The organism is Massilia aquatica (assembly GCF_011682045.1).
Classification (GTDB): domain Bacteria; phylum Pseudomonadota; class Gammaproteobacteria; order Burkholderiales; family Burkholderiaceae_D; genus Telluria_A; species Telluria_A aquatica.
Genome location: NZ_VVIW01000015.1, coordinates 56,035 through 68,027, shown reverse-complemented (window position 1 = coordinate 68,027; position 11,993 = coordinate 56,035). Strand labels below are relative to the sequence as shown.

The window sequence follows — 11,993 nt, the reverse complement described above, 5'->3', positions numbered from 1 at the left end:
TAATACTGGCTCCTAGAGGAATACTTCCATCCGAGAAACTAAAGTAGCGCCAAGCAACACAAGTGCGAATTGTCCCACTGTTACCGGATTATATGCAAACAAATATCTGATAAACAACAGAAGGAAGGGCTTGAGAGGGACTGGGGAGCAACAAAGACGATTCTCGGCCTGTGTGAAGGCGGAAAATACTAGCAGGATAGTGGGTGTTGCAAAATAGCGAGCTGCAAAATCCAGCCCCGCCCCTCGGTGTCAGGTCTGACACCAGTTGGGGGACACCGGCTGGGGGATCACGAACTTTTACATTACTGCGCGGTCATACCATCATCGGCGGTGATGATGGCGCCGTTGATGAAGTGGCTTTCTTCGGCGGCAAGCAGGAGCAGCAGGCCGTCGAGGTCTTCCGGCTTGCCAGGGCGCTTGCGCGGCAGCATGTCGATCAGTTTCTGGCCTTGTTCGGTGGCAAAGTAATCTTCGTTGATTTCGGTCGAGATGTAGCCGGGGCAGATGGCGTTGGTGTTAATGCCGTATTTGCCCCACTCGACCGCCATCGCCTTGGTCATCTGCACCACGCCGGCTTTGCTCATGCAGTACACGCCGATTTGCGGCAGCACGCGCAGGCCGGCTACCGAGGCAATATTGATGATGCGGTGCTGTTTTTTCGGATCGCCCTTGGCGCGCTGGATCATGCGTTTGGCGGCTTGTTGCGCCACAAAAAACGCGCCGCGCAGATTGGTGTCCATGACGTAGGAGTAGTCTTCCGGGGTCACGTCGACCAGGCGCTGGGTGGTCGATACGCCCGAGTTGTTGACCAGAATATCGATCGGGCCGGCTTCGGTCTCGGCGTGCGCAATGGCCGACTTGATGCTGGCCAGGTCGGTCACGTCGAGCGTGACCACGTGCGCGGCGCCGCCGTCGGCTTCGATCTCGGCGCGCAGCTCTTTGAGGCGGTCGGTACGGCGCGAGGCCAGCACAACCTGGGCCCCGGCGCCGGCCAGGGCCTTGGCGAAACGCGCGCCCAGCCCGCTCGAGGCGCCGGTAATGAGTGCGATTTTTCCTTCGAAATTTACTTCAATACCCACGATCGGCTCCTGTGCGGTGGTCTTGCGAAAGCATAATGATGTCACAAATTGCCAGTATTAGATGGCAGCGTCTAATATTGTCCGTAAAATGGCGCAACGTTTGCAATCCTCGACAAAAAGCCGCACACTCGTGCTTAAATTTTTCTATCCCATGAAGAGACCATGACAGAGCCTATTAATATCCTCGAACAATACGGTCCGCGCGAAGCAATGGAGTACGACGTTGTCGTCGTCGGCGGCGGCCCCGCCGGCCTGGCCGCCGCCATCCGCCTGAAACAGATGGCGGCCGACAAGGGCCAGGAAGTTTCCGTGTGCGTACTGGAAAAAGGCGGCGAAATCGGCGCCCATATCCTGTCCGGCGCCGTAATGGACCCGCGCGCATTGACTGAACTTATTCCTAACTGGAAAGAACTCGGCGCGCCGCTGAATACCGCCGTCACCGAAGACCGCATCCTGTTCCTGACCGAAAGCAAGGCCTATCAGACGCCGGGCTTCATGGTGCCTGCCTGCTTCGAAAACCACGGTAATTACGTGATTTCGCTGGGCAATGTGGTGCGCTGGATGGGCCAGCAGGCCGAAGCGCTGGGCGTGGAAATCTTCCCGGGCTTCCCCGCCGCCGAAATCCTGTACAACGAGAACGGCTCGGTCAAGGGCGTAGCGACTGGCAATATGGGCGTCGACCGCCATGGCAAGCCGACCGCAGCCTTTCAGCTCGGCATGGAACTCCATGCCAAGTACACCTTGTTCGCCGAAGGTTCGCGCGGTCACCTCGGCAAGCAGCTCATGGTCAAGTACGACTTGAACAAGGGCAAGGATCCGCAGTCGTACAGTATCGGCATCAAGGAACTGTGGGAAATCGATCCGGCCAAACACAAGCCGGGCCTGGTGATCCACACCACCGGCTGGCCGCTTAAATCAGATACGTATGGCGGTTCTTTCCTGTACCACATGGAAAACAATCAGGTCATGGTCGGCTATGTGATCGGCCTGTCGTACGAGAACCCGTACCTGTCGCCCTACGAAGAATTCCAGCGCTACAAGACGCACCCGGAAATCCGCACCTTCTTCGAAGGCGGCAAGCGCATTTCGTACGGCGCGCGCGCGATCACGGCAGGCGGCCTGCAAGCCTTGCCGAAGCTGGTGTTCCCGGGTGGCGCGCTGATCGGTTGCGAGGCGGGCTTCCTGAACATGAGCCGCATCAAGGGCAGCCACGCGGCGATCAAGACCGGCATGCTGGCGGCCGAATCGGCCTTCGCGGCGCTGGGCGAGCAGCGCCAGCACGATGAATTGTCGACCTTCCCGACCGCCTTCGAGCAATCCTGGCTGCACGAGGAATTGCACGTGGCGCGCAATGTGAAGCCGTGGCTGTCGAAAGGGCTGTACCTCGGCTCGATCATGACCGGCATCGACCAGTTGATCTTGCGCGGCAAGGCGCCGTGGACCTTGCACCGCGATTATGGCGACCATGAGTGCCTCAAGCCGGCGGCCAATTATGCGCCGATCGCCTATCCGAAGCCGGATGGCAAGCTGACCTTCGACCGCCTGTCATCGGTGTTCATTTCGAACACCAACCATGCGGAAGACCAGCCGATTCACCTGACGCTCAAGAACGACAGCATTCCGGTGTCGGTCAACCTGGCGCAGTATGCCGGTCCGGAGTCGCGGTATTGCCCGGCGGGCGTGTATGAGTATGTGAAGACCGACGATGGCAAGGACCGTTTGCAGATCAATGCGCAGAACTGCGTGCATTGCAAGACCTGCGATATTAAAGATCCGACCCAGAATATCGTCTGGGTCACGCCGGAAGGCGGCGGTGGTCCGAACTATCCGGGCATGTAAGCCTGCCCCCCACTGGTTGCGCCCGCAGGCGCCGCAACCAGTGGCGCAGCGTCAGTGCGGCAAGCGCGGCACGCCGGCTGCCGCCATCGCTTCGAATTCCTGCGCCGGCATCGGCCTGGCAAACACATAGCCCTGCGCGTAGTCGCAGCCGGCATCGACCAGCAGCGCGCGCTGCACCTTGGTCTCCACCCCTTCCGCCACCACTTTCAGGCCCAGCTTGTGCGCCATGACGATGATCGCTTCGCACAGCGCCAGGTCGCCGACGTCGTTCTCTAAGGTGGCGACGAACGACTGGTCGATCTTCACGTAATCGATATCGAAACGTTTCAGGTGCGACAGCGAGGAATAGCCGGTGCCGAAGTCGTCCAGCGCCACCTGCAGGCCCATGGCGCGGAACTGGCGCAGGCGCTCGATGACCTGGGTTGTCCCTTCGAACAGCACCCCTTCGGTAATCTCGATGACAATGCTGTGCGGCGGCAAACCGAGCTCGTTGAGGTAATCGAGCCAGCTTAAATACAGGTCGGCATCGCGCCGGAATTGCACGGGCGACTTGTTGACGCTGATCTGGAACGACGGGTCGATGCTGTGCTGCCAGCGCCGCACCTGCTGCGCCACCTCGCGGAACACCCAGTCGCCGATCTCGACGATCAGCCCGTTCGACTCGGCAAACGGGATGAACTCGGCCGGCCCCAGCAATCCACGGGTGGGATGGCGCCAGCGCAGCAGCGCCTCGGCCTTGTGCACGGCGCCCGTCCGGAGCGACACGATCGGCTGGTACACGATCTCGAACTGGCGTAGCGCGATGGCCGCGCGCAAGTCGTCGGCAATGCTCTGGCGCGCCTGCGCCGCCTGCTGCAGATTCGGGGTGAAATAGCTGAACTGGTGGCCGCCGGCTTCTTTGGCGGCGAGCATGGCGCGGTCGGCGCGCGCGACCAGCTGGCCGGTGTCGCGCGCATCCGGCGGATACAGGGCAATGCCGATGCTGGCCGTGAGGTACGCTTTTTCGCCGCCCGCCTCGAACGGCAAGGCCAGCGCGGCCACCATGGCGTGGGCGATGCGCTCGACGCTGCCGATATGGTCGAGGCCGGACAAGATCACCGTAAACGCGTCGCCGCCGAAGCGCGCCAGGGTGTCGCTCGAGCGCACGCAGCTGGCGATGCGGCGGCTGGCCTCGATCAGGATCAGGTCGCCGCGCGCATGGCCCAGGCGGCCGTTGATTTGCCTGAAGTCGTCGAGGTCGATGAACAGCAGCGCCAGGAAGGCGGCGCCGCGATCGGCCTTGCGCGTCTCGTGCCCGAGCCGGTCCATGAACATGTGGCGGTTGGGCAGGCCGGTGAGGGTATCGTAATTGGCTTGATGCCAGATCAGCTCGGTTGACTGCTTGCGCTCGGTGATGTCGGTGACCAGCGCCAGTACGCCGAGGCAGGCGCCGTCGGCGTCGAGGATGGGGCTGGTCGACATGGTGGTCCAGACTTCCCTGCCATCCTTGCCGATGAATCGGTATTCGCAGGACACCGGTACGCCCTGGGCGCGTTCGGCGATGCACTGCTCGAGCATGGCCATGCCGGCGTCGTCCATGAACGAGAGCAAGGGTCGCGCCAGCATCTCTTCGATGCTGTAGCCAAGGATCTGCGCCATGCGCGGGTTGACAAAGGTGGTGCGGGCGGCCGCGTCGATCTCCCAGATGCCTTCACCGGCGCTGTGGACGATGCGGCGGAAGCGTTCTTCGCTGCGTTCGAGCGCAGCCTGGCGGCCTTCGGCGCGCTCGACGATCAGGCGGCAGGCCTGGCCGCTGCCGTCGGCGCTGCCGTGCAGGGTGACATCAAGCCCGCCATTGTCCGGCGTACGCAGCCGCATGCGGCAGGTTTCGCCCTTGCCGCTGTTGAGGGAACGGGCAAAAAAGCCGTCGAAATCGGCCAGGAAGGCGGCTGCCACGAACGAGCGGAAATGATGCAGGCCGGGATTGGCGCGCGCCACCCCGAGCATGGTGGCGCCAGCCAGGTTGACCTGCAGCATGGTCGTATCAAAGGCGAGCAGGAAGTAGCCGACCGGGGCCAGCAGGTACAGGTCGCCCGAGCGCGCCAGGTCTTGCTCGTGACGCAGGCGCTCGACGGTCACGCCTGTGCTGATATCGAGGGCCGGCGCCGGCGCGCCGGCGCGCACGCCGCTGACGGCATCGGCGGGACCGGGCGCAGGCTGGCCGGCGTGAAAAGCGAAAGCGCCGCCGGGCAAGGCATGGTCGGCGCGGCGGGCGCGCGCTAGCGGGGAGTTGCTTTGTGCCGCCGGATCGTGATCGTTGTCCATCTCACCTCGCACACATTGCACACGCCAGCGGACAGCTGCCACGCAGCGGCACGCAAGCAGCGCACAACGGAGAGTGGAAGCACTGTCGACTAGACTAGCATGGGCAAAGGCGCGATGTCGAGCGCGATGTCGAGCGACAGCCGCGATCGCGCCGCAGATTCGCGCGGGGCGCTGGAAACGTTAGCGGTGCGCGCGGTTCAGGCGCCGTTCCAGATGGCGCTGCAGCGCTTCGAACAGCAGGCTCAGGCACCAGTAAATCAGGGCCGCTGTCATATACAGCGGCAAGGGATTGGCGCTGCCGGCGACCGCTTCCTTGGTCGCAAGCATGAGCTCGCTAATGGTGACGACCGAGACCAGCGAGGTATCCTTGATCAGGCTGATCAAGGTGTTGCTCATCGACGGCACGGCCACGCGCAAGGCTTGCGGCAGCACCACGTGATACAGGGTCGGCCAGTAACCGAGGCCGAGGCTGAAGCTGGCGCGCCACTGGCCCTGGCTCACGCCGAGCACGGCACCGCGGATGCTCTCGGACAGGAACGCGCCGGCATTGAGCGAGAGCGCCAGCACGCCCGCCACCACCGGCGGGAAGTCAATGCCGATGCTGGGCAGCCAGTAATAGATCACGTACAACTGCACCAGCAGCGGCGTGCCGCGCATGGCGCTGACGTACAGTTCGGCCGGGGCGCGCACCAGTTTCCAGCGCGACAGGCGCATCAGCGCCGTGGGAAAGCCCAGCAACAGGCCGCCGAGCATCGAGGCCAGCGCAAACAGTACCGTGTAGCCGGTGCCCTTGAGCATCGACGGCGCGGCATCGCGCAGCAGTTCGGCCAGTCCCGCCCAATCCATCGGCAGCGCCCCGGATCAGGGCTGTGCGGCCGGGCGGCTGACGTCGCTGCCGAACCACTTGACCGAGATCTTTTTCAGGCTGCCGTCGGCCTGGGCTTCGGCCAGCGCGCGGTTCAAGGCGGCCTTGAGCTGCGGGTTGCCTTTGCGGAGAGGAATGCCCATGCGCTCGACATTGCCGACGCGCGCGCCGGCCTGGATCGGCAGCTTGGAATGATTTAACAGGTAAGCCACCATCAGGCTGTCGTTGAGGGCGGCGTCGATGCGGCCGAACGCCAGGTCCTGCAGCGCTTCCGGCGCGGCGGGGTAGCTGCGCACCTCGATGCCGGGCACGGCCTTGGCCTGCTGTTCGTACACGCTGCCCTGCCCCACGCCCAGTTTCTTGCCCTTGAGTTCGGCCAGGCCGGCGTAGGTCGCCTTTTCGTTCTTGCGCACGATCAGTTGCGGGTTGGAATAGGTGTACGGCTCGGAAAAATCGAAGGTTTGCTCGCGCTTGGGATTGATGCCGACCTGGCTGATCACCACATCGAACTTGCCGGCGGCCAGACCGGCCAGGATGGCGCTCCACTCGGTCGTGACGAACTCGGGCTTGAGGCCCATGCGCGCCGCCAGCAAGGTGGCGACATCGACATCGTAGCCGGCCAGCTGGTTGGCCTTCAAGTCCTTGAAATTGAAGGGCGGATAAGTGCCTTCCATGGCGATCTTCAAGGTGCCGCGCGCCTTGACGGTGGCGAGCAGGTCGGCAGCGCCAGCCGGCATGGCCAGGGCGGCGCCAATCAGTCCGAGGATCAGGGTCAAGGCAAAGCGGCGGGAGCGAATGGGCATGGAAGCGGCAATGTTATGGAAAAGAAAAACAGTTTAGCGCGAATAGCTCGCCTTACGGTGGCGTCCGCCAAAATTGTGTCCGACCACCAGGGTGGTGCTCTCAACCAGGGTCGACAGGCCAATGATGAGCTGGACCAGTTTGTCGTCCGGCAGGATCCATAGCTGGCCCTGCGGCGCCTCGACGCCGGTGGCGGCCATGATCAGCGGCGCGATCCACGCGGCATCGTCGTCGACATCGAGGATGACGGCGTCAGCGCTGGTCTGCATATAGATATTGCCGCCCACGGCCAGGGTGAAGCAGACGCCGTAGCCGGTTTCGTGCGGGGCGATGTGTTCGGTCAGGCTCTGGTTGTGCTCGTCGATCCACAGCTCGACGTCTTGCGCGGTTTCCAGGGCGGTCCAGGGACGGGGGCGAAAGCGCGGCGCCGGCGCTGGCGCTGGGCCGGATGTTTCTGAGTTCATTGCGTCCTGACAGTTAAGCGATAACGGCGCGTATCGTACGGCATTTTCAGCCGCGCGTACATGGAACCAGCGTGGAACCATTGCGCGCATGGGTGGTCATAGTAGCGTTAACCGGAGGACTGATGATGAAGCACAGCGAGAAATACCGTCCTGCGGGCAGGGGCTACGTGTCCGAATTCGATCGATTCATCCATGACTTCCTGGCGCGCCATCCGGAAGTGGAACAGGAGCGCCGGCGCGGCTGGGATATCTGGTGGGATCAGCGCGTCGATCTCGATGAGCTCGACAAGCAGCGCGAGAATGCGCTGCCGGTCAAGCCCTATGTGTACGATTGAATCAGTTTATTGACAAACGTAAATTTTAATTGCATTTTTGAATTTTCTGACTATGATGAAAGTGCGCGGTTCGCTTATCCGGTAAAGCCCAGTCGGGAAGGTCTCAGGCCGAATGACTGATAACCAGGTTCGATTCCTGGACCACGCACCAGATTCGACAGCGTTCACGCAGCCAATCGCGGAGTCATTGCGCGCCCCGGCTGGCAATCGCCACGGCGCGACTGAAGGTCGCATGATGACAAAGCCCAAGCCGAGAAGAAGTCGATGCAAAGCTGAAAGTGCTCGAGACGAAAGTCGACGGCAGGCTCGCTTCGATCGAACTCACCCTTGAAAGCGGCCTCTCGTCGCTAAAAACCAATATGGACGCGCAGTTTGCGCGGTTCGAGGCGTCATTGCACAAATCGCAGGCCGACACCCTCAAATGGCTTGTCGGCATCGTCCTGTTACTCGGGACGATTGGACTCGCTATCATGACATTTCTTTTCAATAAGGTGCCGCCAAAGGCCCCGTCGGCGATGCCGCTGATCGTGATTACGATCCCGACAGCTCCACACTCAATGCCAGGCGATTCCCCCGCCAGCTCGACTTCGCACACGCCTGACGAACGCCACTGACACCCGCCGCCCGATTCGCTCCGCTCCGATCTTCACACTGGCAGCCTGGTCTACACCATATCGTCTCAGGTAGCACTTCGCCCCTGACCCGCCGCCCTCATGTTTTTTCCAGTTTACTACTGTACATTCATACAGTATATTAACTCCCGGTTACATCCAATTCCAGCTCCCACCCACAGGGCCTGGCCGCCGGCGTGCGTCCATTTCGCTTGTGTCTCGAGCTCAACAATTTTGACAGGGATGCTATGAAGAACAAACTCGCGCTTGGCGTGATGCTGGTGTTGATGGCGCCCGGCGCTTCACGGGCAAGCGCCGGACCGGCGACCATTGGGCGTACGGAGCCGGCATTTGGCGCTCAGCGGCCGATGTGCGCCCCTCCCGGCCTGATCCGCAACGTGGCCGGAGGCGACCCGCTGGCCAACCTGCGCGACGCGCACAAAGATCCGCAGCGCTGCAAGGTATCGATTTGCATACCCGCCTCGATCAATCTGGATGTGGTGTGCGAGCTGACCACCGCGCGCGACAGCGAGGGCCGCTACAACTGCAGGATGGTGATCAACGATTTCCTGCGAAATTGCGCGGCGAGCTGCCATAGCGGCGACTGGACCTGGCTGGACAGCTATCGCGGGCCCTATTAAAAGAAGCCGCTCGCGAACTCCCGGTTCCCTTGCCCGGTCCAATCCATTTCCCTAACGTGGAGATGGCATATGGAGCAGCTGAAGGAAACGTATATCAGGGCATGTCAGTTAGTCGTGCAAGGCAACTACCCTGACGCACTGGAAGCATTCGTCTGGCTGCACGACAACCCGGTGCCGGACGAACCCATCTCGGAAGTGTTCCGGCGGGCGTGCGGCTTCCAGGCGTGGGGATTATTGGGCAGGGTGTATGCGCCGGCCAGGGAAAGGATGCAAGAGATCCTGTCGGTAAAGGTCGCTTCCATGAAGAAAGGCAAGCCGGACAAAGCGATCGCATCCGACGTACTTGTGATGAAAGGAATTCTGGACAGCATCGCCTGAGCATTTCCTGAAAGAAATGGTCCTGATGTCGAGACACCACCCGTCCTGGCTGGCGCGTCAGGCCGGGTGGCGCTTGCGGTTGAAGCCATTTGCAAGGGCTCGGCCAGGGCTAACTCAGCGGCCAGGCATCCGCGCGACCGCCAGTTCGGCCTGGATCTGAGCGGCAATCCGCCTGCGGTAATCTGGCCCCAATTTTTGCTGCAAATGCGCGTCCATCACCGCATTGAAGGCCATCGTGTAGTTATACGCGGAAGCGGCATCCCTCGGGTCGCAGCCGGCGCCGCTCGGCTCGTACGCGATGCCACGGGCTTTCATGACCCGCTGTCTCACCGTCAGTTCAAACCGCTCTTTCTCCAGTTCTTCCTGCGGTCGCGGCGCGCCCCCGCCGTTATACTGGTACAGGCGTTCCGCCCCTTGGGCAATCGCGATGCGGGCATCGCGCTCGCCGCGCTTGGTCGAGAAGCGTCCAATTTCCTCAAGCGCTTGTTCGGCGGGCGATGTGGCGCGGTCGGCAGCGCAGGCCGGGGTGGCGGTCCACGCCGCGGCGCTGAGCGCGAGGAGAGCGAAAAATGAGCGCATATTTAATCTATCAGCAAGTAAAAATGCATCTTGGCATAAATACAGGCGTTTGGGAATTGTCATGCGCGCATGTTGGCGCCTGGGCTGGCGTCCTCACTCTGGCAAACAGGCCACTGGAGGCGGCCTGTGCTGAAAGCAAACGTCTTAAGCCATGCGCGTGGCCGGCCCTTCCGGCTCGAAGCCGATCTCGGTCACCAGGCCGGCGTCATCAAGGAAGAAGGTAATCCGGCCAACCATATATTCCAGCGTAATCACGTCATCAGGCCGCACCGTGCGGACAGGCCGGCCGATCAAATCGCGCAGCGAAAGCGGCACGCTTTCCGGAAGTTTCCAAGGCCAGGTGTGATGATCCATGTCGTTCTCCATTCATTGATATGGTTGGACTGCGGCAGCCAGCAAGGCTGTTTAACGATCATAGCGGCGTGGCGACTCCGGCATAGCGAGCACATCAACGATCTGCGCAGTCGGCCGCATCCTGTGCTCAACCGTGCGTATGGATGCACCGCGCTTGCCTGCCGCCCTCCGAAGGTTTTACCAAAGCGCGCCGCAGCGCCACTGCGGATGCGGACGGCCACTTCACATTCACCAAGTTGCCTGCGGGCTCATAGTACATGCGTAGCGAATTGACCTGGACCGTGCCATTTCACGGCGTTCAGGGCGGCTTGTTGACCTCGAAGGAAGATGTTGCTGCTGGCGAAACCAAAACCATCATGCTGAACGGCACGAAGTAACGCTTGCCCGGCCGGCGCCCGCGCTACGCATGGCGCCGGCCGGGTGTGACACTTAGCGCTTGTCCAACGCGGCAAGTGCCGTGCTCAACTGCGCCGCGATCTCGGCGTCGATGTCCTTGCGGTAGTCGGGGCCGCGCTTTTTGCGCAAATGCGCGTCCATGACAGCGTTGTAAGCCGTAGCATAGGCCGCCTGCCGGCTCGCCGCCTGCATATCGCAGCCGGTGGAGCTGACGACCGCCTCGATGCCATGCTTTTTCATGACCTGCACCGGAATCTCGGCGTGCAGCCGCATGGGCTCCACTTCTTCCGGACGCGGCGGTGGCCCGCCACCCGCACTCAGTTGCAACCGGTCCTTGCCTTGGGCAATCGCCATGCGCGCATCGCGCTCCCCTTCCCCGGCGCGCTTTGTCACTTCCGGGTCGGGGGCGGACTGGCCAGCCGCAGGCGTGGCCTGCCGAGCCTTGTCAGCCGACCAGGCCAGGGTAGCCAAGCCGGATGCTGCACTCAACGCAACGATGGCGAAAAACAGACGCATGATTGTCACTCGGCAATTAAAAATCCATAGTGACATAAATACAGCCGAATGGAAAGCGGCGCGGCAATTAACCTTTCCAGGTCCGTTTCAGCCCGGTATCGGCATGAATCCAGCCGCCGCGCGGTCCGGAACGGTAGTAGTAGCCCACGCCGCCCTGGCGGAAGCTGCGCACCAGCCCGCCGAGCACTTCGCTGTTGAGGTTGGCGATGCGGATATCGGCCGCTTTGCCTTCGATATGCAGCGACTGGCGCGCCGCCGGTACACCCGCTTCGCGCAGCTTGTCGTTCGACCTGGAGGTGCGGTAGCCAGACAAAATCTCCAGCGGCTGCTCGATCCCGTAGCGTTCCAGGAAAGCCTGGGTGCCCCACAAGGTTTCGAACAGCTTGGGATCGATCGGCGCGGTTTCCTTGCCATTGACGTCACGCATCAAGTGGCACAACTCCTGATAGGCGGCATCGATGACATGGCCATCCTTCCAGTACAGCACCTTGGTTTTTTCGCCGCTTTGCGGACGAATCATCGTCAGCACGCGCGGCTTGAGCCAGAAATCGAGATCGAGTGCTTGCGCATCGAAAATGTCGGGAGGCGGCGCCAGTTCGGTCGACGCGGACGCCGCGCCCGGCACCGCCGCACGGGACGCCGGGGCCAGCGGGGCGCTCTTGCCCGCTTTGCTGGCCTGGACCGGGCGTTTGGGTTTGTCCGCCGCCGACGGCGCAGCGCTTGCGCTGCCGCAGCCAATCAGTGGAACGGAAATCATGCCCATGGTGGACAGGCATAAACCTTGATGTAAAAAATCTCTGCGCGTGGCCATGTCGAATACTCAGTAAACAA

The 11,993-nt window shown here is 62.0% G+C and carries 14 protein-coding genes and 1 pseudogene; 6 read left to right on the top strand and 9 right to left on the bottom strand.

Features of this window, described 5'->3' with window-relative positions; all coding sequences use genetic code 11:
* Positions 1–302: 302 nt before the first annotated feature.
* A complete protein-coding gene (locus tag F1609_RS22185) occupies positions 303–1,079 on the bottom strand; it encodes an SDR family oxidoreductase (protein ID WP_126072629.1) in 777 nt (258 codons plus the stop codon).
* Between the two features lie 162 nt (positions 1,080–1,241).
* Between F1609_RS22185 and F1609_RS22180 the strand changes: the two genes are divergently transcribed.
* Positions 1,242–2,918, top strand: a complete 1,677-nt coding sequence (locus tag F1609_RS22180; RefSeq protein ID WP_187363101.1) for an electron transfer flavoprotein-ubiquinone oxidoreductase — start codon at positions 1,242–1,244, stop codon at positions 2,916–2,918.
* Between the two features lie 51 nt (positions 2,919–2,969).
* Here F1609_RS22180 and F1609_RS22175 read toward each other — a convergent pair whose 3' ends face one another.
* The 4 genes from F1609_RS22175 to F1609_RS22160 all read right to left on the bottom strand — a co-directional run bounded on the left by F1609_RS22175 (position 2,970) and on the right by F1609_RS22160 (position 7,352).
* Positions 2,970–5,222 (bottom strand): putative bifunctional diguanylate cyclase/phosphodiesterase, encoded by a 2,253-nt coding sequence (locus F1609_RS22175; RefSeq protein WP_167078836.1) that lies wholly within the window; start codon positions 5,220–5,222, stop codon positions 2,970–2,972.
* Positions 5,223–5,402: 180 nt separating this feature from the next.
* The gene (locus tag F1609_RS22170; RefSeq protein ID WP_167078835.1) at positions 5,403–6,068 is read right to left on the bottom strand and encodes an amino acid ABC transporter permease; all 666 of its coding nucleotides are present in this window, start codon (positions 6,066–6,068) and stop codon (positions 5,403–5,405) included.
* 15 nt (positions 6,069–6,083) lie between these two features.
* The gene (locus F1609_RS22165) at positions 6,084–6,890 is read right to left on the bottom strand and encodes a transporter substrate-binding domain-containing protein (RefSeq protein WP_167078834.1); all 807 of its coding nucleotides are present in this window, start codon (positions 6,888–6,890) and stop codon (positions 6,084–6,086) included.
* Positions 6,891–6,923: 33 nt separating this feature from the next.
* A complete protein-coding gene (locus F1609_RS22160) occupies positions 6,924–7,352 on the bottom strand; it encodes a hypothetical protein (protein WP_167078833.1) in 429 nt (142 codons plus the stop codon).
* A gap of 122 nt (positions 7,353–7,474) precedes the next feature.
* On the opposite strand from F1609_RS22160, the gene F1609_RS22155 reads away from it, so the two are divergent.
* The 5 genes and pseudogenes from F1609_RS22155 to F1609_RS22135 all read left to right on the top strand — a co-directional run bounded on the left by F1609_RS22155 (position 7,475) and on the right by F1609_RS22135 (position 9,317).
* Positions 7,475–7,687, top strand: coding sequence for a DUF3460 family protein (locus F1609_RS22155; RefSeq protein WP_229422002.1), 213 nt, complete (start codon positions 7,475–7,477; stop codon positions 7,685–7,687).
* Positions 7,688–7,750: 63 nt separating this feature from the next.
* Positions 7,751–7,838, top strand: a pseudogene (locus tag F1609_RS22150).
* Between the two features lie 127 nt (positions 7,839–7,965).
* On the top strand, positions 7,966–8,301 hold the full coding sequence (locus F1609_RS22145; RefSeq protein ID WP_167078832.1) for a CCDC90 family protein: 336 nt from the start codon (positions 7,966–7,968) through the stop codon (positions 8,299–8,301).
* A 245-nt stretch (positions 8,302–8,546) separates the two neighbouring features.
* Positions 8,547–8,939, top strand: a complete 393-nt coding sequence (locus tag F1609_RS22140) for a hypothetical protein (RefSeq protein ID WP_167078831.1) — start codon at positions 8,547–8,549, stop codon at positions 8,937–8,939.
* A 69-nt stretch (positions 8,940–9,008) separates the two neighbouring features.
* Complete coding sequence (locus F1609_RS22135; RefSeq protein WP_167078830.1) at positions 9,009–9,317, top strand: hypothetical protein; 309 nt, start codon at positions 9,009–9,011, stop codon at positions 9,315–9,317.
* 114 nt (positions 9,318–9,431) lie between these two features.
* Here the strand turns inward: F1609_RS22135 and F1609_RS22130 are convergent, their stop codons facing one another.
* From F1609_RS22130 to F1609_RS22115, 4 genes are all read right to left on the bottom strand, one after another.
* Positions 9,432–9,959, bottom strand: a complete 528-nt coding sequence (locus F1609_RS22130) for a hypothetical protein (protein WP_167078829.1) — start codon at positions 9,957–9,959, stop codon at positions 9,432–9,434.
* A gap of 81 nt (positions 9,960–10,040) precedes the next feature.
* Positions 10,041–10,250: an I78 family peptidase inhibitor gene (locus tag F1609_RS22125; protein WP_167078828.1), complete on the bottom strand. Its 210-nt coding sequence runs from the start codon at positions 10,248–10,250 to the stop codon at positions 10,041–10,043.
* 429 nt (positions 10,251–10,679) lie between these two features.
* Positions 10,680–11,162 carry a hypothetical protein gene (locus F1609_RS22120; protein ID WP_167078827.1) on the bottom strand — a complete coding sequence of 161 codons (483 nt, stop codon included), beginning with the start codon at positions 11,160–11,162 and terminating at the stop codon, positions 10,680–10,682.
* Positions 11,163–11,229: 67 nt separating this feature from the next.
* A complete protein-coding gene (locus tag F1609_RS22115; protein WP_167078930.1) occupies positions 11,230–11,919 on the bottom strand; it encodes a YcbK family protein in 690 nt (229 codons plus the stop codon).
* Between the last annotated feature and the right edge of the window lie 74 nt (positions 11,920–11,993).